Source organism: Stenotrophomonas sp. YJH_SMC_79 (assembly GCF_059367995.1).
In genome coordinates, this window is the sequence record NZ_JCAFRK010000002.1 from 789914 (window position 1) to 812235 (window position 22322).

The window sequence follows — 22322 nt, forward strand, 5'->3', positions numbered from 1 at the left end:
GGCATGCACGCCGGCGGATCGGGGACACTGCCGCGCATTGCCCTGATGGCACCGGATGATGTGCGTGCCGGCCGCTGGCCGGCAACCCCGCATTAGCCCAGAATTCCCGGCAGATCCAGCCCCTTCTCCTTCGCGCATTCCACCGCGATCTCATACCCCGCATCGGCATGGCGCATCACGCCGGTGGCCGGGTCGTTCCACAGCACGCGGCCAATGCGCTTGGCCGCTGCCTCGGTGCCGTCGCAGACGATCACCATGCCGGCGTGCTGCGAGAAGCCCATGCCGACGCCGCCACCGTGATGCAGCGACACCCAGGTCGCGCCGCTGGCGGTGTTGAGCAGGGCGTTCAGCAGTGGCCAGTCGGAGACCGCATCGGAGCCGTCGGCCATTGCTTCGGTTTCGCGGTTCGGCGAGGCAACGCTGCCGCTGTCCAGGTGGTCGCGGCCGATCACCACCGGCGCCTTCAGTTCGCCGTTGGCGACCATTTCGTTGAAGGCCAGGCCCAATCGATCGCGGTCGCCCAGGCCGACCCAGCAGATGCGCGCCGGCAGGCCCTGGAACTTGATCTTCTCGGCGGCCATGTCCAGCCAGCGGTGCAGGTGCGGGTTGTCCGGAATCAGTTCCTTCACCTTGGCATCGGTCTTGGCGATGTCTTCCGGATCGCCACTCAGTGCCGCCCAACGGAACGGGCCGATGCCGCGGCAGAACAACGGGCGGATGTAGGCCGGCACGAAACCGGGGAAGTCGAAGGCATTGGCCACGCCTTCTTCCAGCGCCATCTGCCGCAGGTTGTTGCCGTAGTCCACGGTCGGCACGCCCAGCGCGTGGAAGCCGAGCATGGCGCGGATGTGGTTGGCCATCGATGCGCGCGCGGCCTTCTCCACTTCCTTGGGGGCGGAAACGCGCTTCTCATCCCACTGCTCGACCGTCCAGCCCTGCGGCAGATAGCCGTTCACCGGGTCGTGCGCGGAGGTCTGGTCGGTCAGCAGGTCCGGCTTCACGCCGCGCTTGAGCAGTTCAGCCAGTATATCGGCGACGTTGCCGAGCAGGCCCACCGACTTCGGCGTACCGGCCTTGCACGATTCGTCGATCAGGCGCAGCGCTTCGTCAAGATTGTCGGTCCAGGTATCCAGGTAGCCGGTGCGCAGTCGCATGTCGATGCTGCTCTTGCGGCATTCGACGGCCAGGCAGGAGGCACCGGCCATCACGGCAGCCAGCGGCTGTGCGCCACCCATGCCACCGAGGCCACCGGTGAACAGCCATTTCCCGGTCAGGTCGCCACCGAAGTGCTGGCGGCCCATTTCCACGAAGGTCTCGTAGGTGCCCTGCACGATGCCCTGCGCGCCGATGTAGATCCAGCTGCCGGCGGTCATCTGGCCGTACATGGCCAGGCCCTTCCTATCCAGTTCGTTGAAGTGGTCCCAGTTGGCCCAGCGCGGCACCAGGTTGGAGTTGGCGATCAGCACGCGCGGCGCATCGGCGTGGGTGCGGAACACGCCCACCGGCTTGCCCGACTGCACCAGCAGGGTCTGGTCGTCGTCCAGGCGCTTGAGCGTTTCGACGATGGCATCGAAGCTCTCCCAGTCGCGCGCGGCGCGGCCGATGCCGCCGTACACCACCAGTTCCTGTGGGCGCTCGGCCACGTCCGGGTGCAGGTTGTTCATCAGCATGCGCAGCGGCGCTTCGGTCAGCCAGCTCTTGGCGTTCAGCGTGGTGCCGGTCGGCGCGGCGATGGTGCGGGACGGGTCGTTGCGGGTCATGCGGCGCTCCGGTTCGTAGCGAATTCAAGGCAGGCGTTGAGCACCTGCGCCAGGGTGTGGCGCAGCGGTGCGGCGTGGTCGGGGTCGAGCGGGGTGGGCCAGCTGTGTTCGTCCACCTGGTCCGGCAAGGGTTCGTGCATATAGCCGCGGCAGGCCAGCTCCATCTGCAGGCTGTGCACGCCGCCGGCGACGTTGCTGTAGTGGCGGGTGATCCAGCCGCCCTTGAAGCGGCCGTTGCGCACCTGGCTCATGCCACTGATCTTCAGCAGGTTCTCTACCACATCGCTCAACGCGTTGTCGCAGGAGGTATCCGGCGCACCGGAGGGGCCGGCGGTACCAAGGTTGAACTGCGGCAGCTCGCCTTCGAACAGGTGCGGGATGTGCGAGCGGATGGAGTGTGCGTCATACACCACGACCGTGCCGAACTTCGCGCGCAGGCGCGTGATCTGTGCGGCCAGCGCATCGTGGTAAGGCAGGAAATACGTGTCGCGGCGACGGGCGATTTCTGCTTCGTCCGGTTCGCGCCCGGCGTGGTACAGCGGCTGGTTGTCGAAGGTCGTCAGCGGGCACAGGCCGGTGGTGTTCTGGCCCGGGTACAGCGACACGCCGCTGGGATCGCGGTTGAGGTCGATCACCGAACGTGAGATCGCCGAGCGCACCGTGGTCGCGCCCATGCCACGCACGAAATCGTACAGTTCGTGTACCCACCAGTCGGCATCGCGGCGTGCCAGCCACGGCGAGTGGTAGTCGCCGATCAGCTCGTGCAGCAGCTCGCTGCCGGTATGCGGGAAGCTGACGATCAAGGGGGCATCGCCCTCGTGCACCGTCAGCCATTCGGGATGGGCGTTCATACCTGCGGTTCCACGGTTGGCAGCAGGTCGGCCAGGCCCTGCGCCAGCGCGCCACTGCGCACCAGATTGGTGGCGGTCACCATGTCCGGATGGAAGTAGCGGTCTTCTTCCAGCGTCGGCACCTGCGCACGCAGAGTGGCGCGCACGCTTTCCAGCGCGGCGCTGGAGCGCAGCGGGGCGTGGAAGTCGCAGCCCTGCGCAGCGGCCAGCAGTTCGATGCCGATCACGTTGGCGGCGTTCTCGGCCATCTGCATCAGGCGGCGCGCGCCATGCGCGGCCATCGACACATGGTCTTCCTGGTTGGCCGAGGTCGGGATCGAATCAACACTGGCCGGGTAGGCGCGCTGCTTGTTTTCCGAAACCAGCGCGGCGGCGGTCACCTGCGGAATCATGAAGCCGGAATTCAGGCCAGGGCGCGGGGTCAGGAACGCCGGCAGGCCGGACAGTGCGGGGTCCACCAGCATCGCCAGGCGGCGCTCGCTGATCGAGCCGATCTCGCACACCGCCATCGCCAGCATGTCGGCCGCGAAGGCCACCGGCTCGGCGTGGAAGTTGCCGCCGGACAGCGCTTCGCCGGTATCGGTGAACACCAGCGGATTGTCGGACACGCCGTTGGCTTCGATTTCCAGCGTGGTCGCAGCCTGGCGCAGGATGTCCAGCGCCGCGCCCATCACCTGCGGCTGGCAGCGCAGGCAGTACGGGTCCTGCACGCGCACGTCGTTGTCACGGTGCGATTCGCGGATGTCCGAACCCTGCATCAGTGTGCGCAGGGTGGCGGCAGTGGCGATCTGCCCGCGCTGGCCGCGGATGGCATGGATGCGCGGGTCGAACGGTGTGTCGGAACCCTTGGCTGCTTCCACCGACAGCGCGCCGGTGACCAGCGCCGCCTGGAACACGGTCTCGATCTCGAACAGGCCGGCCAGTGCATAGGCGGTGGAGAACTGGGTGCCGTTGAGCAGGGCCAGGCCTTCCTTTGCGCCCAGCTCGATCGGCTGCAGGCCGGCACGCGCCAGTGCGTCGGTTGCCGGCAGACGCTGGTCACCCATGAAGGCTTCGCCGACGCCCAGCATCACGCTGGCCAGATGCGAGAGCGGCGCGAGGTCGCCCGACGCGCCGACCGAGCCCTGCGCCGGTACCACCGGCAGCACGCCCTTGACCAGCATCGCTTCCAGCAGCAGCAGGGTTTCCTCGCGGATGCCCGAAGCGCCCTGCGCGAGGCTGACCAGCTTCAGCGCCATCATCAGCCGCACCACGCTGGCCGGCATCGGTTCGCCCACGCCGGCAGCGTGCGAGAGCACGATATTGCGCTGCAGGGTGGCCAGGTCCTCGCGCTCGATGCGCACGCTGGCCAGCTTGCCGAAGCCGGTGTTGATGCCATACACCGGCGCGCCCTTGGCGACGATGGCGGCCACCGCCGCAGCACTGGCGCGCACCACCGGCAGTGCAGCCGGGTCCAGTGCAAGCGGCGCACCGCGATAGACCTGCCGCCACTGGGCGAGAGTGACATGGCCGGGGCGAAGAACCAGGGTGTTGCTCATGTGTTGCTCCAGGAGGCAGGCAGGTCGGGCTGTCCGCGCACCACGCGCGCGTGCAGCGGGTTGAATCCAATGCGATAGACCAGGTCGGCGGGGGCATCGATGTCCCAGATCGCCAGGTCGCAGTCCAGGCCGACGGCGAGGCGGCCAATGCGCTCGCCATGGCCAAGCGCGCGCGCCGCTTCACGGGTGAAGCCGGCGATGCATTCATCCACGGTCAGGCGGAACAGGGTGGCACCCATGTTCATCGCCAGCAGCGGGCTGGTCAGCGGCGAGGTGCCCGGGTTGCTGTCGGTGGCCAATGCCAGCGACACGCCGGCCGCGCGCAATGCAGCGATCGGCGGCAGGGTGGTATCGCGGGTGAAATAGAAGGCGCCCGGCAGCAGCACGGCGACGGTGCCGGCGGCGGCCATCGCGGCGATGCCGGCGTCATCCAGATGTTCGATATGGTCGGCCGACAGCGCGCCGAAACCGGCGGCCAGTTCGGCGCCGTGCTGGTTGCTCAGCTGTTCGGCGTGGATCTTCACGGCCAGCCCGTTCGCACGCGCAGCCTCGAACACCTGCCGCGCCTGCGCCGGGGAAAACGCGATGTTCTCGCAGAACACATCCACCGCTTCGGCCAGGCCTTCGGCGGCGATGGCCGGAATCATCACCTCGCACACCTCATCGGTGTAGTCCTGCGCCTCGCGGCCGGGCGGAATCGCGTGTGCGCCAAGAAAGGTGGTGACCACGTTGACCCGGCATTCCTCGCCCAGTGCGCGTGCGACCTGCAGCTGCTTGCGCTCGTCGGCCAGGGTCAGGCCGTAGCCGGACTTGATCTCGATCGTGGTCACGCCTTCGGCGCGCATCGCCAGCAGGCGCGGGCGGCTTTCGCTGGCCAGCTGCTCGGGCGTGGCGGCGCGGGTGGCGCGCACGGTGGAGACGATGCCGCCGCCGGCGCGGGCTATCTCGGCGTAGCTGACGCCCTGAAGGCGTTGCTCGAATTCGTTGGCGCGGTTGCCGGCGTAGACCAGGTGGGTGTGGCAGTCGATCAGGCCCGGCGAGATCCAGCGGCCTTCGCCGTCGATGCGGGTGGTCGGCCGCAGGTGGGTATCGCTGCCGGCGGCACCTACGTGGACGATGCGCCCGTCCGCGCAGGCCAGTACGCCATCGCGGATGACACCCAGGCCCTCGCCATCGAGGGTGATCAGGTGAACGTTGGACCAGAGGGTATCGACGTGCATGGCATCCACAACGCGGCTGTGCTTATATGTCTATACAATATAGGCGTCCATTTCGGGTTGTCCAGCCATGTCCGATTCGCGTTCCCCGCACTGTTTCCATGCCGCCCACGCCCTGCTGGCCGACGGCTGGGCCCGCGATGTCCGCCTGCAGGTGCAGGACGGCCGCATCACGGCGATCCACACGGGGCAGGGCGCCCAGCACGGCGACACCTGCGTCGGCATCCTGGTGCCGGGCCTGCCCAACCTGCACAGCCATGCCTTCCAGCGCGGCATGGCCGGGCTGACCGAGATCGGCGGCGGTGACGGTGACAGCTTCTGGAGCTGGCGCGAGCTGATGTACCGCTTCCTGGCCCATCTGCGCCCGGACGCGGTGCAGGCCATCGCCGCCCAGGCCTACATGGAAATGCTGGAAAGCGGCTTCACCCGCGTCGGCGAATTCCATTACCTGCACCACGACGCCGATGGCCATGCCTATGCCAACCGCGCCGAAATGAGTGCGCGGATTGCCGCTGCGGCCGATCAGACCGGCATCGGCCTGACCCTGCTGCCGGTGTTCTACGCGCATGCCGATTTCGGCGGGGCAGCGCCGAATCCGGCGCAGCGTCGCCTGATCCACGATGTGGACGGTTTCGCACAGCTGCTGGACGCCGCGAAGCCGGCGCTGGCCGCGCTGCCGGATGCAGTGCTCGGCATCGCGCCACACAGCCTGCGTGCAGTCACCGGCGAGGAACTGAGTGCGTTGCTGCCGCTTACCGACGGCCCGGTGCACATCCATATCGCCGAGCAGGTGCGTGAAGTCGAAGCCTGCCTGGCCTGGAGCGGACAGCGCCCGGTGCAGTGGCTGTACGACCATGCACCGGTCGATGCGCGCTGGTGCCTGGTGCATGCCACCCACATCACCGATGACGAGCGTGCGGCCATCGTGGCCAGCCAGGCCGTGGCCGGGCTGTGCCCGATCACCGAAGCCAACCTGGGTGACGGCCTGTTCCCGATGCAGGCGTTCGCGCGCGAGGGCGGGCACTTCGGCGTCGGCTCCGATTCCAATGTGTTGATCGATGCGGCCGAAGAGCTGCGCCTGCTCGAGTACGGTCAGCGGCTCACCCTGCGCGGGCGCAACGTGCTGGCGCCGGATGCCACCCGCAGCACCGGTCGTTTCCTGTTTGAAGGTGCATTGCAGGGTGGCGCACAGGCGCTGGGCGTGGCCGCTGGCCTGCAGGTCGGCGCCAGTGCCGATCTGGTTGAACTGGATGCCGCACACCCGGCGCTGCAGGCGCGGCAGGATGACGCATGGCTTGACAGCTGGGTGTTCGCCGCACGTAATGGCGCGCTGCGATCGGTCTGGCGCCATGGCCGCCAATGTGTGGCCGAGGGCCGCCACCTGCAGCGCGAGGCGATCACCACCGCCTTCGCCGCCGCCCTGCGTGGCGTGCTGGGCTGATCGCCTCCCGCTACCGAGACCCCATTACGTGAAGGCCAGCAAGTCCGCCACGCTCAACCAGCGTATCCGCAGCGATCTGGAAAGCCGCATCCTCAGCGGAGAGTGGGCGCCGGGCTTCCGTATTCCCTACGAGCACGAGCTGATGGAACAGTACGGCTGCTCGCGGATGACGGTGAACAAGGTGCTGACCGCGCTGGCCGAGAGCGGCATGATCGAACGCCGCCGTCGCGCCGGTTCCTTCGTGGCGCGGCAGCCGCCGCACCTGGAGCAGGTGGCGCTGGAGATTCCGGATATCGCGATGGAGGTCGGCTCGCGCGGCCACCAGTACGCCTATCGCCTGCTGCAGCGCGACCTGCGCCTTGCCGATGCCGGCAATGCCGGTGAAGTCGAGCTGGCAGGGCAGGAGAACCTGCTGGCAATGCGCTGCCTGCACCTGGCCGATGGTCGCCCGCTGGCACTGGAGCATCGGCTGATCAGCCCGGTGGGCGTACCCGAGGTGCTGGAGGTCGATTTCAGTACCACCGCGCCGGGCAGCTGGCTGCTGCAGAACGTGTCGTGGACCCGTGCCCAGCACCGCATCAGTGCCTGGGGCGCGGATACCGCCACCGCCAAGCTGCTGGACGTGAAGCCCGGAACCGCCTGTCTGGTGATCGAGCGCTTGACCTGGCGCGGCGAACAGCCGATCACCCGCGTGCGCCAGGTGTTCCTCGGCGATGCCTGGGACCTGGTTGCGCGCTTCGCGCCTGGGGCAAGGTAGGGATTCCATCCACGCATGGCGTGGATCTACTGGGCCGGAACGGCTGTCGCCTTGAACTCTGTCGGGGCGTGTGTACGATGTGTATCGTCCCTGCATGAAGAGCAGGGACCTCATCCGGGATCTGGAAGCGGCAGGTTGGACCTGTTGCCGGATTCGCGGATCCCATCATGTATTCGTGCACCCGCAGCACCCTCACATCCTCACCGTGCCTCATCCAAGGAAGGATCTGGGGAAAGGGCTGGTGCAGGCGTTGCGGAAGCTCGCAGGACTGACGTAGGAGGGCCCATGCGATATCCAGTCTTGATCGAGGCAGGCGATGAGCGCACTGCATGGGGTGTGGTCGTTCCAGATCTGCCAGGGTGCTTCTCGGCGGCCGACACGCTTGATGATGCGCTCAGTGCTGCCGAGGAGGCTGCGCTTGCCTGGATCGATGTGGCCCTGGATGAGGGGCGCTCGATTCCGGCACCTTCTGCGCCACAGAAAATCGTGGCCGAGGCATCCAAGGACATCCGTTGGATTCTTGCGTACATCTGCATTGATCCGGCGTTGCTGGACGACACCATCGAGCGGGTCAACATCAGTCTGCCGCGTCGGATCCTGGCGAGGCTGGATGCGCAGGCCAGAGCGGCGGGTGAATCGCGCTCCAGTTACATCGCCCATCTTGCGGCATTGGGCTGAGCAGGCGCCTTGTAGAGCCGAGCCCATGCTCGGCTGCTGTTCGCGCGTGGCTCAACTCTGCAAAGGCATCCACGCGTGGCGTGGATCTACCAGAGGTTCGAGCGCATCGCCCAATCGCAACCGGGGTTCAGTAGATCCACGCCATGCGTGGATGCTGCCCCATCAATACGTAGCGCACTGCCGCCAGCGTACCGGCTCATCCACACCGGGGCGGGCATTGAGCTGGATGCGCACGTTGCGCAGGGCGGGATAGTGCAGCACTTCCTCACAGACCTGCGGCCAGACCTTTTCCAGCTCGCCGGTGCGGTTGATCGCCAGTGTCTGCCGGGTCAGCCAGACACCGCTGGCGATGCCGGGCTTGCCGGCCAAGGCGCGGGACAGATCGGCCTGGAAGCGCTCCAGGGTGGCGGCATCCGGGTTGGGGTTGCTGCGTGCATCGGTTGAGGGCGTGGCCGGTGCGGGCGTAGCGGTCGGCGGCATGGTGGCGGGGGGCAGTGCCGGTTCGGGCGCCGCTTCAACCGCAGGCGCAACCGGCGCAGGGGCGTCCGCCACCTCGGCAACAGGCCGGGTGTCCTGCACATGCAGCCCTTGCAGGCTCAATCCCACCAGCAGGCCCAGCGTGACCGCGCCGAGCGCGGCAATGGCGATCCGGCGCAGGGCCTCATGGCGGGCGCTGGCGCGCACACGGGTTTCGATTTCCGCCGGCAGATAGGGCTGCAGCAGTGGCCACAGACGCGGGCCGTCCAGTACCTCGACCGCCTGCTTCTCGGCGGCGCCGCGGCCATCGCGTTCGATCCGGCCTTCGGTCAGCAGCACGCCGCCCTTGGCGCCGGCCAGGCGCGCGGCCGCACCCAGTTCGTTCACTGCGGCGGTACCGATGCGATAGGCCAGGCCGTGCTTGCATGACACCAGCCAGGTGTTGGGGCCATCGCTGAGCAGGAAGTCGCTGCTGGGCTCACGGGATTCCTCGCCCGGGTCGTCCAGTTCGCGCAGGCCGCGCTGCTCGCGCAGCATGCGCTTGACCAGTACCGAGAATTCGCGCCAGTGCATGCCAGCCAGGGCCTGCAGGCCGAGTTGCATCTCCTTCTGCCGCCGTTTGATCCACCACAGATAGACAACGGCCAGGGAACAGGTAAGCAGGGCCGACAGCAGGGCCAGGATCCAAGGGAGCATGCAGGAGGTGCGCGGAAGGGGCGAATGCGAAGGCGACAGTGTAAAGGTCGCGCCGTGCCGCTGAGTCAGGAGGTTCCTGACAGGAAGCGTGATGGAGCACGCAGTTCGGAATACCGCGGGCACGAAAAACCCGCCAATCCTGAAGCCGTGAGGGGAGGGAACAAACGGCAGCCGAAGCGATTGGCGGGTTGCTCGCGATTGTCAATCAAAATTTATTGCATTGCAACATATGCCCGGTCAGGGCACGCTGCCTGGCGACTGATGGCTGCCCGGTGGAGGTGCATCAGTGCCCGAGGCGTCGCGATTCTCCAGCTTGGCCAGCCGCGCGTGCAGGGCGTCGATACGGGCTTCCAGCGCGGTCACCTCGTCGGCAGTGGGCACGTGCAGGCGCTTGAGCACGCCCTGCACCTGGTCATCAAAGGCCTTTTCAACCTTGGTCCAGGTGCCGGAGGCCTTCTCGCGGGCCTCATCCAGTGAGGTTTCCACGTTGTCGCGCCAGCCCGGACCCTGTTCACCATTGCGCTCACGGCGGCGGGCCTCCCAGGCTTCGCCTTCCTTCACCAGGCCGTCGAAGAAGCGGCTGCCTTCGGCCTGTGCGCGGCCCAGGGCACCCAGGCCGGCCAGCCAGACCTGCTGCGCCGAGTCACTCAGCTTGCGCGAGAAGCGCTCGGCCTGGTCACCGAACGAGGCGTCGTCGTTGCGGCGGTCATCGTTTTCGTACTGGTTCATCGTACTTCCCGTGGGAGTTGGGCCTGTCCCGAGAGTAGCGCGCGTTGGCGTTGCACGGCCGTGACGGCCGCCGCCGGGGTTCAGCCCAGCTTTTCCTTCAGCACGCGCTGGATCTCGCCTTCGACCATGCCTTTCATCGCCGACAGCAGGAAACCCAGCTTGGCGGTCACGCGCACGGCGCCCGGCTGCAGCTCGATCGCACCATCCACGCCGCTGCCGGAGAAGTTCAGCACGTCGGCGGTCCAGGACGACTTCAGGCCGAAGCGCTCGGACAACTTGGCGGCAACCTGTTCGATCGCGGCGCGCGCCTGTGCGTCGGGCAGGGCGTGGGCGTGGCGGACATCGATGGTGGACATACGGGCTCCTGGCGCAGGGCGGGGATGGTCAATGAGGGCGAGCATTGTGCGCATCGAGGGCCGTCGCGCCAAGCACTCATCGCAGGTTCTTCTTCGTTGGCGGCCAACCTGCTAGGCTGCGCCGCGTGCAGAACCTGCTTGTTCACTTCAGTCAACAACAACAGCCCGACCAGCCGCTGAGGCCCGGGGTGCAACGCATCGTGCGCCAGGCCAACGGCAGTGTGCGGCTCGGCGATGCCGGCAACGGTGCCCTGCTGCTGGCGCAGTTCTGCATGGACGATCGCGGTCTCTGGCTGCAGGTCGGCAACGGCATCCGCGGCATCCACGTGAACGGCCGCCCGGTGCGGCGCATGGCGCTGCTGCGTGCAGGCGATGCGGTGTACGTGGATGGCGTGGAGATGGTCCTGCAGGGTGAGGTGGAGAGCCTGCTGCAGGCGCCTGCACCGAAGAATGACGATGGCTCCGATGAGCAGCAGCGTCTGCTGCGCGGCGTCGGGGGACTGCACCATGGCCGCAGCTTTACCCTGTCGCGAACCCGCTTGGTCGGTCGCGGCGGCGACGCCGACATCGAGATCAATGAACCGGCCTTCGCCGAACAGCACGCCCGTGTGGAAGTGCATGGCGAGCGCGTGCTGCTGCGTGACCTGGGCAGTGCCGACGGCACCCGGGTCAACGGTGTGGCCGTGCGCCACTGCTGGCTGCAGGCGGGCGACCAGGTGGTGTTCGATGGCCAGCACCGGTTCGTGCTGGAAGTGCCGCATGACCCACGTCGGCGGCCGCTGCCAGCCGAGGACGAGTCCAGCGAGGACGCCGAGCAGGCGCCTGTGCTGCCGGCCGTGCCGCGCAAGGTCCGGCGCTGGCCGTGGCTGCTGGTCAGTGCGCTGCTGCTGGCCGCGCTGCTCAGCCTGCTGCTCTGGTTCGGCGCGCGCTGATCTGCTTCCGCCGGGCATGGCCCGGCGCTACGGGCCTTCGCTCTGGTAGATGCCGACCTTGGTTGGCAGGCTCCACCCGCGCATGACGCCTTGCGGCGTACGCCAACCAAGGTTGGCGGCTACCGGTGCTGTGCGCGCGGCCAATGGATTCCAATGAAACCAAATTTCCCTTGCGCCACAAGGCCGCAAGGCTGGTGCACTGCGGCATACTACGGGTCTTGCCCCACAGGTGTGACATGACGCGCGCGTTCAACTTCAGTGCCGGCCCTGCGACCTTGCCGGAATCGGTCCTGCGCCAGGCGCAGGCGGAAATGCTGGACTGGCACGGGTCCGGCGCCTCGATCGTGGAAATGAGCCATCGCGGCGCGGAATTCATGTCCGTGGCCGCCGAGGCTGAGGCCGATCTGCGTCGCCTGCTCGATATCCCCGACGACTATGCGGTGCTGTTCCTGTCCGGTGGTGCCACCACCCAACAGGCGCTGATCCCGCTGAACTTCGCAGCCCCCGGCCAGCGCGCCGACTACGTGGTCAGTGGCCACTGGGGCAAGACCGCGGTCAAGCAGGCTGGCGTCTATGCAGACGTGAACATTGCCGCCAGCAGCGAGGCCAACGGCTACCGCGAGTTGCCGGCGCGTGCCGACTGGCAGCTGTCTCCCGATGCCGCCTACGTGCACATCACCGCCAACGAGACCATCCACGGTGTCGAGTTCCGTGATGTACCCGACACCGGCAACGTCCCGCTGATCGCCGATTTCAGCTCGTCCATCGCCAGCGAGCCGCTGGACGTGCGCCGCTATGGCGTGATCTACGCCGGCGCGCAGAAGAACCTCGGCCCGGTCGGCATCGCGGTGATGATCATCCGCCGCGACCTGCTCGAGCGCAGTGGCCAGCCGCGCGCGGACATCTTCGACTACCGCTCGCACGTCGCCCGCGATTCGATGCTCAACACGCCACCGACCTGGAACTGGTACCTGGCCGGCCTGGTGTTCAAGTGGATGCTGGCCGAAGGCGGCGTGGCCGAGTTCGCCAAGCGCAATGCCGCCAAGGCAGCACTGGTGTACGGCGCCATCGACGGCTCCGGCGGCTTCTACCGCAACGAGGTCGCACACGCGGCCCGTTCGCGGATGAACATCCCGTTCTTCCTGCCCGATGCCGAGCTCGATGCCCGCTTCGTCGCCGAAGCCAAGGCCGCCGGCCTGCTGGCGCTGAAGGGCCACAAGGTGGTCGGCGGCATCCGGGCCTCGCTGTACAACGCCATGCCGCTGGCGGGGGCCGAGGCGCTGGTCGCCTTCATGGCCGATTTCCAGAAGCGTCACGGTTGAGCAATGAACGGCGCGCACCGTCGGGTGCGTGCCCCGCAACAGGGAATTCCGATGGCAAGCAGCAAATCCAGCAAGAAGGCGCCGAAGAAGGCCGAACCGGCCAAGGACAGCGCCTCCACCAAGGCCAAGGGCAAGAGCACGTCCAAGGCCGCGTCGAACCCGGCGCCCACCCTGGCGCCGCTGGCGCTGGCCGATGTGCGCTCGAAGATCGACCAGATCGACCGCGACATCCAGAACCTGATCGCCGAGCGCGCGCGCTTCGCCCACCAGGTCGGCAAGGCCAAGGGCAAGCTGGCTGCCGCCGTGGACTACTACCGCCCCGAGCGCGAAGCGCAGGTGCTGCGCATGGTGGTCGATCGCAACGAAGGCCCGCTCAGCGATGAGCTGCTGGTGCACGTCTACCGCGAGATCATGTCGGCCTGCCTGGCCCAGCAGGAGCCGCTGAAGATCGGTTACCTCGGCCCGGAGGGCACCTTCAGCCAGCAGGCCGTGCTCAAGCACTTCGGCCGCTCCGCGCTGGGCCTGCCGATGGCCAGCATCGAGGAAGTGTTCCAGGAAGTGGAAGCGGGCAACGCCGATTTCGGCGTGGTGCCGGTGGAGAATTCGGGGCAGGGCACCATCCAGATCACCCTGGACATGTTCCTGACCTCGAACCTGAAGATCTGTGGCGAAGTGGAACTGCGTGTGCAGCAGTACCTGATGTCGCGCAGCGGCCGCATCGAGGACATCGAGCGCATCTACGCACACCCGCAGTCGTTCATGCAGACCTCGGCGTGGCTGCGCGCCAACCTGCCGAAGGCCGAGAAAATTCCGGTATCCAGCAATGCCGAAGGTGCACGCCGTGCGCGCAACGCCGACGACGCGGCGGCCATCGGCGGCGAGAGCGCCGGCCATGTGTACGGCCTGAAGAAGGTGGTCACCAAGCCGATCCAGAACGATGCCGACAACACCACCCGCTTCCTGGTGGTGGGCCGCAACATCTTCCCGACCTCCGGCCACGATCGCACCTCGGTGCTGGTATTCATCCACGACAAGCCCGGTGCGCTGTTCGACGTGCTCAGCCCGTTCGCCCGCCACGGCATCAGCATGAACCGCATCGAGTCGCGGCCGTCGCACCACGGCAAGTGGGAGTACGGCTTCTTCATCGACCTGGCCGGCCACATCGACGATGCGCCGATGCAGGCCGCGCTGGCCGAACTGGAAGCGCACTCGGCGCAGATCAAGGTGCTGGGCTCCTATCCGGTGGCCGTGCCCTGAGTGCTGCTGCGGCGGCCCTGGCCGCCGCTCCCTGATGCATCGCCGGCGCTGCCGGCGTTTACGGAATGATCGAACGATGAGCAACGCGCAACACTGGATCGCCCGCAAGGGCCAGCCGCTGCAGGGCAGCCTGACCATTCCCGGCGACAAGTCGGTCTCGCACCGCTCGGTGATGTTCGCCGCGCTGGCCGATGGTACCTCGCATATCGAAGGCTTCCTGGAAGGCGAAGACACCCGCGCCACTGCGCGCATCTTCAGCCAGCTCGGCGTGCGCATCGAAACGCCCAGCCCGTCGCAGCGCGTCGTGCATGGCGTCGGCATCGACGGCCTGAAAGCGCCGGAGGCACCGCTGGACTGCGGCAACGCCGGTACCGGCATGCGCCTGCTGGCCGGCCTGCTGGCGGGCCAGGCGTTCGACTGCACACTGATCGGCGATGAATCGCTGTCCGGCCGCCCGATGCGCCGCGTCACCGGCCCGCTGTCGCAGATGGGCGCGAAGATTGATACCCAGGATGACGGCACGCCCCCGCTGCACGTGCATGGCGGCCAGTCGCTGCAGGGCATCGACTTCGCCTCGCCGGTGGCCAGCGCGCAGATCAAGTCGGCGGTGCTGCTGGCCGGCCTGTACGCGCAGGGTGAAACCCGGGTGACCGAACCGCATCCGACCCGTGACTACACCGAGCGCATGCTGTCGGCGTTCGGCGTGGACATCGAATTCTCGCCGGGCAAGGCCCGCCTGCGCGGTGGCCAGCGCCTGCGCGCCACGGATATCGTGGTGCCGGCCGACTTCTCGTCTGCGGCGTTCTATCTGGTCGCCGCCAGCATCATTCCCGGTTCTGCCCTGCGCCTGAAGCAGGTCGGCCTGAATCCACGCCGCACCGGCCTGCTGCATGCGTTGCGCCTGATGGGCGCGGACATCACCGAAGAGAATCCGGCCGAGCAGGGCGGTGAGCCGGTGGCGGACCTGGTGGTGCGTTATGCACCGCTGAAGGGCGCACGTATTCCGGAAGAACTGGTGCCGGACATGATCGATGAGTTCCCGGCGCTGTTCGTGGCCGCCGCCGCCGCCGAAGGGCAGACCGTGGTGAGCGGTGCGGCCGAGCTGCGGGTGAAGGAATCCGACCGCCTTGCGGCGATGGCCACCGGCCTGCGTGCGCTGGGCATGCAGGTGGACGAAACCGAAGACGGTGCCACCCTGCATGGCGGCGTGCGCCTGGGCAGCGGCACCATCGAAAGCCATGGAGACCATCGCATCGCCATGGCGTTTGCCATCGCCGGCCAGATCAGCGACGGCGAAGTACGCATCAACGATATCGCCAACGTCGCCACGTCCTTCCCGGATTTCGACGGCCTGGCGCGCAGCGCCGGGTTCAACCTGGCCTGACCGGCACCGCGGCCGCCGGGCCATGCCCAGCGGATCGCGCGCCTTGGTAGGTGCCGACCAAGGTCGGCACACTCACATCAGCCGGTAGGTGCCGTTCTTGGTCGGCACACTCACATCACCCGGTAGGTGCCGTCCTTGGTCGGCACGCTCACTTCTCTCGGTAGGTGCCAACCTTGGTTGGCACGCTTTTCCGCATAAAAGGACGGAGGCCGAAGCCTCCGTCTAAACATCACGAACCCCTCGTCCGCGATCAACGCTGCTCGGTACGGAAATCCACCGGGACCCGCACCACGCTGGCGACGGCACGGCCTTCGTGCATCGCCGGCTGGAACTTCCAGTTCTGCACAGTGCCCAGCACCGCGCGGTCCAGATCGCGACTGCGCTCGCCGCTGCGCGAAACGATCGCAGCATTGGCGACGTTGCCGCGGGTATCGACACTCAGGCTGGCGATCACGCTGCCCTGCACGCCGCTACGCAGCGCGGCGGCGGGGTAGGTGGGCATGCGGTTGCTGGCGAGCGGGCGGGCCTCACGATTGCGCACTGCCGGCGCGGCCTTCCGCGAAGCTGTAGCCGGGGCTGCCTGGCGCGCGGCAGGAGCCGCCGCATCTGTCACCACTGCCTGCTCGGGGGCTGGAAGCATGCGCTCACCGACCGGCGCCGGTGCCACGTCTTCCTGGTTCGAATGACGCAGCCAAAGCAGGGCGGCAGCAAACATCGCTACGATCAGCGCGATCCACATCCAGGGCGACGTGGGTTTGTGCTGCAGGCTGGAATCCTCCTGCAGATGCGGCGAATGAAGGTCTTCGTGGATGGTGGCAGTCATCGCTAACTCCTTCCGTCAATGGACGACGTAGGAAGTGTTGCGCGAGCCACGGACGAGAAGTGTCAGCGTTGCGTCAACGCCACCGGCAGGGTTCAGTTTGCCTGCCGGGAAGCGTTCAGTTACTGCGTCTTGAAGTCGAACGGCACTTCGATGCTGCCGGGTACGGCCTGGCCGTTGCTCTGCGCCGGAGTGAAGCGCCAGCGACGCACGGCGTCGGTGGCGGCACGGTCGAGCTCGCGTGAGCCACTGCGCTGGATCACGGTGGCGTTGTTCGGGTAGCCAGTGGCGTCCACGTCCACCCGCACCACCACGGTGCCGGTCTCGCCGGCGCGGAGCGCGGCGGCCGGGTAGGCCGGTGGCGGCGACTGACCGGCAATCGGCATCGGCTGGCTGTTGCCGGTGGCCGCAGGTGCAGGGCCCGGCGCAGCCGGGGCTGCTTCAGCCACGGGGGCGGGCGGCGGGGGAGCGGTTTCGACCAGCTTCGGCGCTTCTTCCTCGACCGGGGCCGGCTTGGCATCGGGCATGTCGCTGGAACCGGCCGCAGCGGCCAACGGCTCCGGCAGGGGCTCGATCTGGGCGGTTTCCTGCGGCGTCTGGGCGGCAGGATCGGCGCGGAAGAACTCCTTGTCGCGACCGGTCAGCCAGACCAGCACGAACAGCAGCACGCCCACCCCGAAGGCGATACCGGCGATCTTCAGGGCATTGCGCGGGATATGCACAGTGAACGACTTGGCGGACGACGAGCGGGGTGCAGACATGGACCGGACCAGTACGGAATGGCTCGATTCTGCCACGGCGGGAATGAACCGGGCGGCAGAAATCCGTATAACAAGCGATAATCCCATCCCTGATACCCACCACGACACCTGCCATGCTTGATCCAGCCCTGCTCCGCCACCAGCCCGCCGACCTCGCCGAACGCCTGCGCACCAGCCGTGGCTTCGAGCTCGACGTGTCTGCCCTGGAGTCCCTGGAGGCCGATCGCAAGCGCATCCAGGTGCGTACCCAGGAGCTGCAGAGCCTGCGCAACAGCCGTTCCAAGGCCATCGGCCAGGCCAAGGCCAAGGGCGAGGACGTTTCGGCCATCATGGCCGAGGTTGCCGCCTTCGCCGACGAGCTGAAGGCCTCGGAAGTGGCGCTGGATGAACTGCGCGAGAAGATCGAAGCGATCTCGATGGGCATACCGAACCTGCCGGCCGATGACGTGCCGGCCGGTGCCGACGAGAACGACAACGTCGAGCAGGCGCGTTGGGGTAACCCGCGCCAGTTCGACTTCAAGGTGCTGGACCACGTCGAACTGGGCGCCCGCAACGGCTGGCTGGACGGCGAGACTGCCGCCAAGCTGTCCGGCTCGCGCTTCACCGTGCTGCGCGGCCCGATCGCGCGCCTGCACCGTGCGCTGGCCCAGTTCATGGTTGACCTGCACACCGGTGAGCACGGCTACGAGGAAACCAACGTGCCGCTGCTGGTCAACGCCGATTCGCTGCGCGGCACCAGCCAGCTGCCGAAGTTCGAGGACGACCTGTTCAAGACCGCCGTGGGCGACTCCACGCGCTACCTGATCCCGACTTCGGAAGTGCCGCTGACCAACATCGTGCGTGACGAGATCGTCGATGCCGAGCGCCTGCCGCTGCGCATGACCGCCCACTCGATGTGCTTCCGTGCCGAGGCTGGCAGCGGTGGCCGCGACGTACGCGGCATGATCCGCCAGCACCAGTTCGAGAAGGTCGAGCTGGTCTCGATCAGCCGCCCGGAAGACAGCGACGCCGAGCACCAGCGCATGACCCGCTGCGCCGAAGTGGTGCTGGAAAAGCTGGGCCTGCCGTACCGCAAGGTGCTGTTGTGCACCGGCGACATGGGCTTCTCGGCGGTGAAGACCTACGACCTGGAAGTCTGGCTGCCGTCGCAGGAGACCTACCGCGAGATCTCCTCGTGCTCGAACTGTGGTGATTTCCAGGCCCGCCGCATGCAGGCGCGCTGGCGTAACCCCGCCACGGGCAAGCCGGAACTGGCGCACACGCTGAACGGCTCGGGCGTGGCGGTTGGCCGCGCGATGATCGCGGTGATGGAGAACTACCAGAACGCCGACGGCAGCATCACCGTGCCGGAGGCCCTGCGCCCGTACATGGGCGGCCTGGAAACCATCGCCTGATTCCCTGGTCGGGCGGGTGCCATGCTTGCATGGCACCGAATCCACGCATGGCGTGGATCTACTGGAGGATGTTGCACGCGCCCGGCATGAATTCACCGATGCCCCAGTAGATCCACGCCATGCGTGGATGAACCACCGTGATCACTCCACAGCGCGCAGCTTCTCCAACGGCACCCATCCCGGTTCGCCCGTCGCCGGCACGCACCACGCCCAGCCATTGAGCGTGCGCTCCCCGCGCAGCAGTTGCCCGGGATCCACATCCAGTTCCCGAGCGCAGTAGTCCTCCGTGGCAAATGCGCCACCCTGCGCGTCGCGGCCGATTACCGGCGCCGGTACGAATCCAGGCTGCTGCCCTTCGGCTTCGCACAGGAACCAGTCTTCCCAGCCCTCGGGGCCTTCATAGCGTTCGCCCACCACCAGTGCCTGGCCACGGCTCAGGGTGATCGGGTGCGGAAATTCGCTGCGGTGTGCAGCGGTCACGATGTAGTTCATGACTCAGCCTAACGCCCTGGTGAGCGTCGCGCATGGCACGGAATCCACGCGAACGGACAGTAGATCCACGCCATGCGTGGATGGCGCAGCAGCCACGCCATACCCCATAGAAAAAACGGCCCCGCAAAGCGGGGCCGCCAGGGTGGGCCGGGATGGGGGAGGGGATCCCGGCCCGCGTTCAGCGCCTCGACGAGGAGAGAGCGGCGCCGAACGCTGGAACGCTTATGCAGCGGCGGCTTCGGCCGCTTCGTGCGACGGCAGCGCAGCCAGTGCGCCAGCAATGGCGTCTTCGCGGTGCTGCGGCGAGTAGGCAATGCCTTCGGCGCGTACGAACTCGACATCGTTGATGCCCCAGAAGGCAAACGTCTGGCGCAGGAACGGCTCCTGGAAGTCCGCGGGCGAATCGGTGTAGATGCCGCCACGGCTGCTGGCGATGATCACCCGCTTGCCACCGGCCAGGCCGATCGGGCCGTTCTCGGTGTACTTGAAGGTGCGCCCGGCCACGGCCACACGGTCGATCCAGGCCTTCAGGGTGGACGGAATGCTGAAGTTGTACATCGGCGCGCCGATCACCACGATGTCGGCCGCCAGGAACTGCTCGAGTACCTGTTCAGCATCGGCGGCTTCGGCAGCGTCGGTCTTGGCAAGCGATCCGCTGCGCAGATGCGGTACCGGATTGGCGTCAAGATCGCGATAATCAACCTGCAGGCCGTCGATCTGCTGCGTGAACTGGGCCACCACGGCGGCGGTCAGGTGGCGGGAGACGGAGTTGTCGCCAAGCACGCTGGCGTCGATGTGCAGAAGCTTCATGGCAGTACCTATGTTCGGGAGAGGTGGCGGGCTTGCCGCCGACGGAGAGAACGATAGGTTGTTGCAAAGACGGAATAAAGGTGGTTGAATGCCACGTATTGTTCTAGATATGGAACTCGGGCATGCATGACCTGAATGATCTGTACTACTTCGCGATGGTGGTCGACCACGGCGGGTTCGCCGCCGCCGAGCGCGCACTGGGTATCCCCAAGTCGCGCCTGAGCCGCCGCATCAGCCAGCTGGAAACCGACCTGGGCGTACGCCTGCTGCAGCGCTCCACGCGTCGTTTCGCGGTTACCGATGTCGGCACCAGCGTGCACCGCCACGCGCAGACGATGCTGGCCGAGGCACAGGCCGCACGTGAAGTGGTGGACCGCCTCAGCGCGGAACCGCGCGGCGTGGTGCGTGCCAGTGTGCCGGTGTCGCTGGCGCAGATGCAGCTGCCCAAGCTGCTGCCCAAGTTCCTTGAGCAGTACCCGAAGGTGCGCCTGCAGCTGAACATCAGCAACCGCCGCGTGGACATCATCAATGAAGGTTACGACGTGGCCCTGCGCGTGCGTTCGCGCCTGGACGACGATGGCAGCCTGGTGATGCGCAGCTTCGGCCAGGTGCAGGAACTGCTGGTGGCCAGCCCGAAGTACCTGGACCGCGCCGGTCGGCCGAAGGACCCGGAAGAGCTGACCCAGCACGTCACCCTCAGCATCAGCGAAGACGAAGCCCGCCAGCGCTGGGAGCTGCACGGCCCCGAAGGCGAAGTGCGCCGGGTCGACCTGCAGCCGCGCGTGGCCGGTTTCGACTTCCCGTTGCTGCAGAGCATGGTGAAGGACGGCTTCGGCATCACCATGCTGCCGGAAACCGTGTGCGCCGATGCCGTGCGCAATGGCGAGCTGGAAGTGGTGTTGCCGGACTGGTCGCTGCCGCAGGGCGTGTGCCATGCCGTGTTCGCCTCGCGCCGTGGCCTGTTGCCGGCGGTGCGCGTGTTCATCGACTTCCTGGCCGAGCACCTGCCGCCGCAGCTGGAGGCCTCGCGCCTGCATTGCGATGGTGCCTGTGAGAAGGCCAAGGAGCGGATCAAGGCCAGTGCATTGGGCGCGTTGGCAGTGGATGCGGGCTGAGGAACCTCCCCGCACCTGCACTGCCAATCTGTGAAACGGCAGCGCCGGGCCATGCCCGGCGTTGCTGCTTTCCGGCCCCGGTCAGTTCCGGCCGAACAGCCGGTCCCAGAAGCCGCGCCGCAGCGGTGCGGCCGGTGTGGGCTCGGCAATGACCGGTGCTTCCAGCACCGCCATCAGTTCCGCGCTGCGTGGCTTCTTCAGGAAGCGCGCGTAGTCCAGGTAACTGGTCACCTTGCTCATGTGCAGGCGCTCGGGCATTGCCGGCAACGCGCCGCCCTGCAGCAGCACCCGCAATGCCTCTGGGCGGTCCAGACGGATCGCCTCGAACACGGCGGTGCCGCCGCATCCGGGCTCGATCTGGTTGGCACGCTGTGGCGCATCCTTCAGCAGGTCGCGCAGTACGTTCGCGTCATCGCGTTCCACCGCCGCTACCAGTCGTGCCAGTGCTTCGGCTTCTTCGGGCGGAAGACCGTCGCGATAGGCCTGGTCGGCGATCTCGCGCTCGTCGCGCCCATCACCGCCCTGGATGCACAGGAAATCGGTGACCAGAGCGACCGGAATGCCGGACGTATCCAGCGCCCAGTAGCTGGGATAGACGCCGTCGCCCCAGCCGCTGGTGAATACGACCAGGCCGTGTGGTGAGTCCTCGCCCCAGGGGCGGTATTCGGCGCCCTCATCCAGGCCGTCATGGTCGATCAGTGCATCAGACCACTCGCTGCCTTCGTCGCCATCGGCCTGTTCGATCAGGGCCAGCAGTGCCTGCTGGGTGTCGGTATCCATGAAGCAGCCGATGCCGGCGTCGACCGGGTAGCCGATGAAGCTGTCCTCATCCAATCCGGTCAGGTCCTGCGTGGTCCAGCGCGCCATCTGCCAGTGCAGGGCAGACGCAGTGAGGGATTCGCGAGGCTTGAACCAGACCACGGCCAGCGCCGGGCGGCCGCTGTGCACGATGATCTCGACCGGATGCCGGCCCAGCGGGGCGGTGTAGTCGGCCAGCGCAGGTGCCTCGGCCTGGACCAGCGGATCGCAGACCACCAGATGCCCGCTGCTGACCGGCAGGTGCCCGGCCAAGGTGCGGTGCAGGGCCACTGCGGCCAGCTGGGTGTCGTCCAGCAGGGTGGTGCGCAGGTTGGCCAGATCGAGATGGGCCATGGTGGCTCCGATTGCAGTGGAGGCCCCACCGTGCCGGATGCGAAGGGCGGGAGCAAGGGTGGTCTTGGGCAAATGGCCTTCACGTGCGAGAATACGCCGCTGCCCGGGCGACCGGGACCCGATTGGAGAGATGGCCGAGCGGTTTAAGGCACCGGTCTTGAAAACCGGCGAAGGGTCAAACCTTCCGTGGGTTCGAATCCCACTCTCTCCGCCAAGAAGTACAGATGAGCCCCTGGAAGCAGGGGCTTTTTTGTTTTTCCGAGCAGTGCGAGACGGATCCCTCGGGCGAATGCCGTCAGTTGAGGGCTCGTGTCATCAGTCTGACTCCGGTTGTGCTGGATGTTGCTGCACAAAACTGGTGGGTCGATCTCGTTCGGCTATGC

General features: G+C 67.2%; 22 protein-coding genes and 1 tRNA gene. 11 read left to right on the top strand and 12 right to left on the bottom strand.

Annotated elements, in window-relative coordinates:
• Window positions 1-92: 92 nt before the first annotated feature.
• The 4 genes from hutU to hutI are packed head-to-tail and all read right to left on the bottom strand — an operon-like array spanning window position 93 to window position 5369.
• Window positions 93-1760, bottom strand: coding sequence for a urocanate hydratase (hutU, locus tag AC5P57_RS10410; protein ID WP_262234892.1), 1668 nt, complete (start codon window positions 1758-1760; stop codon window positions 93-95).
• On the bottom strand, window positions 1757-2611 hold the full coding sequence (hutG, locus tag AC5P57_RS10415) for an N-formylglutamate deformylase (RefSeq protein WP_262234893.1): 855 nt from the start codon (window positions 2609-2611) through the stop codon (window positions 1757-1759). The genes hutU and hutG overlap by 4 nt, the downstream gene beginning before the upstream one ends.
• Entirely contained in the window at window positions 2608-4149 is a 1542-nt protein-coding gene (gene hutH / locus AC5P57_RS10420; protein ID WP_262234894.1) for a histidine ammonia-lyase, read from the bottom strand. Before hutH ends, hutG begins: the two co-directional genes overlap by 4 nt.
• On the bottom strand, window positions 4146-5369 hold the full coding sequence (gene hutI / locus AC5P57_RS10425) for an imidazolonepropionase (RefSeq protein ID WP_262234895.1): 1224 nt from the start codon (window positions 5367-5369) through the stop codon (window positions 4146-4148). The genes hutH and hutI overlap by 4 nt, the downstream gene beginning before the upstream one ends.
• A gap of 67 nt (window positions 5370-5436) precedes the next feature.
• On the opposite strand from hutI, the gene AC5P57_RS10430 reads away from it, so the two are divergent.
• The 4 genes from AC5P57_RS10430 (at window position 5437) to AC5P57_RS10445 (ending at window position 8242) form a co-directional block, all read left to right on the top strand.
• Window positions 5437-6807, top strand: coding sequence for a formimidoylglutamate deiminase (locus AC5P57_RS10430; RefSeq protein WP_262234896.1), 1371 nt, complete (start codon window positions 5437-5439; stop codon window positions 6805-6807).
• 28 nt (window positions 6808-6835) lie between these two features.
• Entirely contained in the window at window positions 6836-7564 is a 729-nt protein-coding gene (gene hutC, locus AC5P57_RS10435; RefSeq protein ID WP_062607337.1) for a histidine utilization transcriptional repressor HutC, read from the top strand.
• A gap of 94 nt (window positions 7565-7658) precedes the next feature.
• A complete protein-coding gene (locus AC5P57_RS10440) occupies window positions 7659-7841 on the top strand; it encodes a type II toxin-antitoxin system HicA family toxin (RefSeq protein ID WP_099552393.1) in 183 nt (60 codons plus the stop codon).
• Window positions 7842-7864: 23 nt separating this feature from the next.
• Entirely contained in the window at window positions 7865-8242 is a 378-nt protein-coding gene (locus tag AC5P57_RS10445; protein ID WP_262234897.1) for a type II toxin-antitoxin system HicB family antitoxin, read from the top strand.
• 162 nt (window positions 8243-8404) lie between these two features.
• Here the strand turns inward: AC5P57_RS10445 and AC5P57_RS10450 are convergent, their stop codons facing one another.
• The 3 genes from AC5P57_RS10450 to AC5P57_RS10460 form a co-directional block, all read right to left on the bottom strand.
• On the bottom strand, window positions 8405-9415 hold the full coding sequence (locus AC5P57_RS10450) for a restriction endonuclease (protein ID WP_262234898.1): 1011 nt from the start codon (window positions 9413-9415) through the stop codon (window positions 8405-8407).
• A gap of 237 nt (window positions 9416-9652) precedes the next feature.
• Complete coding sequence (locus AC5P57_RS10455; RefSeq protein WP_099552331.1) at window positions 9653-10144, bottom strand: phasin family protein; 492 nt, start codon at window positions 10142-10144, stop codon at window positions 9653-9655.
• Between the two features lie 80 nt (window positions 10145-10224).
• On the bottom strand, window positions 10225-10500 hold the full coding sequence (locus tag AC5P57_RS10460) for a polyhydroxyalkanoic acid system family protein (RefSeq protein ID WP_005417302.1): 276 nt from the start codon (window positions 10498-10500) through the stop codon (window positions 10225-10227).
• 125 nt (window positions 10501-10625) lie between these two features.
• Between AC5P57_RS10460 and AC5P57_RS10465 the strand changes: the two genes are divergently transcribed.
• The 4 genes from AC5P57_RS10465 to aroA all read left to right on the top strand — a co-directional run bounded on the left by AC5P57_RS10465 (window position 10626) and on the right by aroA (window position 15395).
• Window positions 10626-11432 carry an FHA domain-containing protein gene (locus tag AC5P57_RS10465; RefSeq protein WP_099552330.1) on the top strand — a complete coding sequence of 269 codons (807 nt, stop codon included), beginning with the start codon at window positions 10626-10628 and terminating at the stop codon, window positions 11430-11432.
• Between the two features lie 236 nt (window positions 11433-11668).
• Window positions 11669-12754 (top strand): 3-phosphoserine/phosphohydroxythreonine transaminase, encoded by a 1086-nt coding sequence (serC, locus tag AC5P57_RS10470; protein ID WP_099552329.1) that lies wholly within the window; start codon window positions 11669-11671, stop codon window positions 12752-12754.
• A 51-nt stretch (window positions 12755-12805) separates the two neighbouring features.
• On the top strand, window positions 12806-14011 hold the full coding sequence (gene pheA, locus AC5P57_RS10475; protein WP_057503311.1) for a prephenate dehydratase: 1206 nt from the start codon (window positions 12806-12808) through the stop codon (window positions 14009-14011).
• Window positions 14012-14087: 76 nt separating this feature from the next.
• Window positions 14088-15395: a 3-phosphoshikimate 1-carboxyvinyltransferase gene (gene aroA, locus AC5P57_RS10480; RefSeq protein ID WP_099552327.1), complete on the top strand. Its 1308-nt coding sequence runs from the start codon at window positions 14088-14090 to the stop codon at window positions 15393-15395.
• Between the two features lie 250 nt (window positions 15396-15645).
• On the opposite strand, the gene AC5P57_RS10485 is transcribed toward aroA, so the two are convergent.
• Window positions 15646-16218, bottom strand: a complete 573-nt coding sequence (locus AC5P57_RS10485; RefSeq protein ID WP_262234899.1) for an energy transducer TonB — start codon at window positions 16216-16218, stop codon at window positions 15646-15648.
• Window positions 16219-16337: 119 nt separating this feature from the next.
• On the bottom strand, window positions 16338-16976 hold the full coding sequence (locus tag AC5P57_RS10490; RefSeq protein ID WP_099552325.1) for an energy transducer TonB: 639 nt from the start codon (window positions 16974-16976) through the stop codon (window positions 16338-16340).
• Between the two features lie 113 nt (window positions 16977-17089).
• Here AC5P57_RS10490 and serS point away from each other — a divergent pair, with 113 nt between their 5' ends.
• Complete coding sequence (serS, locus tag AC5P57_RS10495; RefSeq protein ID WP_262234901.1) at window positions 17090-18370, top strand: serine--tRNA ligase; 1281 nt, start codon at window positions 17090-17092, stop codon at window positions 18368-18370.
• A 141-nt stretch (window positions 18371-18511) separates the two neighbouring features.
• Here serS and AC5P57_RS10500 read toward each other — a convergent pair whose 3' ends face one another.
• Window positions 18512-18862: an SH3 domain-containing protein gene (locus tag AC5P57_RS10500; RefSeq protein WP_262234902.1), complete on the bottom strand. Its 351-nt coding sequence runs from the start codon at window positions 18860-18862 to the stop codon at window positions 18512-18514.
• 222 nt (window positions 18863-19084) lie between these two features.
• Window positions 19085-19672: an FMN-dependent NADH-azoreductase gene (locus AC5P57_RS10505; RefSeq protein WP_099552322.1), complete on the bottom strand. Its 588-nt coding sequence runs from the start codon at window positions 19670-19672 to the stop codon at window positions 19085-19087.
• A 122-nt stretch (window positions 19673-19794) separates the two neighbouring features.
• Between AC5P57_RS10505 and AC5P57_RS10510 the strand changes: the two genes are divergently transcribed.
• On the top strand, window positions 19795-20787 hold the full coding sequence (locus AC5P57_RS10510; RefSeq protein ID WP_049429058.1) for a LysR family transcriptional regulator: 993 nt from the start codon (window positions 19795-19797) through the stop codon (window positions 20785-20787).
• 81 nt (window positions 20788-20868) lie between these two features.
• Here the strand turns inward: AC5P57_RS10510 and AC5P57_RS10515 are convergent, their stop codons facing one another.
• Window positions 20869-21939 (bottom strand): DUF4241 domain-containing protein, encoded by a 1071-nt coding sequence (locus AC5P57_RS10515; protein WP_262234903.1) that lies wholly within the window; start codon window positions 21937-21939, stop codon window positions 20869-20871.
• Between the two features lie 124 nt (window positions 21940-22063).
• Here AC5P57_RS10515 and AC5P57_RS10520 point away from each other — a divergent pair.
• Window positions 22064-22153: transfer RNA gene (locus tag AC5P57_RS10520), tRNA-Ser, on the top strand.
• Window positions 22154-22322 lie beyond the last annotated feature (169 nt).

What these genes read in the sequence shown, in the direction of transcription:
- hutU (WP_262234892.1), bottom strand. Translation starts at nt 1,760, where the DNA reads ATGACCCGCAACGACCCGTCCCGCACCATCGCCGCGCCGACCGGCACC.
- hutG (WP_262234893.1), bottom strand. Translation starts at nt 2,611, where the DNA reads ATGAACGCCCATCCCGAATGGCTGACGGTGCACGAGGGCGATGCCCCC.
- hutH (WP_262234894.1), bottom strand. Translation starts at nt 4,149, where the DNA reads ATGAGCAACACCCTGGTTCTTCGCCCCGGCCATGTCACTCTCGCCCAG.
- hutI (WP_262234895.1), bottom strand. Translation starts at nt 5,369, where the DNA reads ATGCACGTCGATACCCTCTGGTCCAACGTTCACCTGATCACCCTCGAT.
- AC5P57_RS10430 (WP_262234896.1), top strand. Translation starts at nt 5,437, where the DNA reads ATGTCCGATTCGCGTTCCCCGCACTGTTTCCATGCCGCCCACGCCCTG.
- AC5P57_RS10440 (WP_099552393.1), top strand. Translation starts at nt 7,659, where the DNA reads ATGAAGAGCAGGGACCTCATCCGGGATCTGGAAGCGGCAGGTTGGACC.
- AC5P57_RS10450 (WP_262234898.1), bottom strand. Translation starts at nt 9,415, where the DNA reads ATGCTCCCTTGGATCCTGGCCCTGCTGTCGGCCCTGCTTACCTGTTCC.
- AC5P57_RS10455 (WP_099552331.1), bottom strand. Translation starts at nt 10,144, where the DNA reads ATGAACCAGTACGAAAACGATGACCGCCGCAACGACGACGCCTCGTTC.
- AC5P57_RS10460 (WP_005417302.1), bottom strand. Translation starts at nt 10,500, where the DNA reads ATGTCCACCATCGATGTCCGCCACGCCCACGCCCTGCCCGACGCACAG.
- serC (WP_099552329.1), top strand. Translation starts at nt 11,669, where the DNA reads ATGACGCGCGCGTTCAACTTCAGTGCCGGCCCTGCGACCTTGCCGGAA.
- pheA (WP_057503311.1), top strand. Translation starts at nt 12,806, where the DNA reads ATGGCAAGCAGCAAATCCAGCAAGAAGGCGCCGAAGAAGGCCGAACCG.
- aroA (WP_099552327.1), top strand. Translation starts at nt 14,088, where the DNA reads ATGAGCAACGCGCAACACTGGATCGCCCGCAAGGGCCAGCCGCTGCAG.
- AC5P57_RS10485 (WP_262234899.1), bottom strand. Translation starts at nt 16,218, where the DNA reads ATGACTGCCACCATCCACGAAGACCTTCATTCGCCGCATCTGCAGGAG.
- AC5P57_RS10490 (WP_099552325.1), bottom strand. Translation starts at nt 16,976, where the DNA reads ATGTCTGCACCCCGCTCGTCGTCCGCCAAGTCGTTCACTGTGCATATC.
- serS (WP_262234901.1), top strand. Translation starts at nt 17,090, where the DNA reads ATGCTTGATCCAGCCCTGCTCCGCCACCAGCCCGCCGACCTCGCCGAA.
- AC5P57_RS10500 (WP_262234902.1), bottom strand. Translation starts at nt 18,862, where the DNA reads ATGAACTACATCGTGACCGCTGCACACCGCAGCGAATTTCCGCACCCG.
- AC5P57_RS10505 (WP_099552322.1), bottom strand. Translation starts at nt 19,672, where the DNA reads ATGAAGCTTCTGCACATCGACGCCAGCGTGCTTGGCGACAACTCCGTC.
- AC5P57_RS10510 (WP_049429058.1), top strand. Translation starts at nt 19,795, where the DNA reads ATGCATGACCTGAATGATCTGTACTACTTCGCGATGGTGGTCGACCAC.
- AC5P57_RS10515 (WP_262234903.1), bottom strand. Translation starts at nt 21,939, where the DNA reads ATGGCCCATCTCGATCTGGCCAACCTGCGCACCACCCTGCTGGACGAC.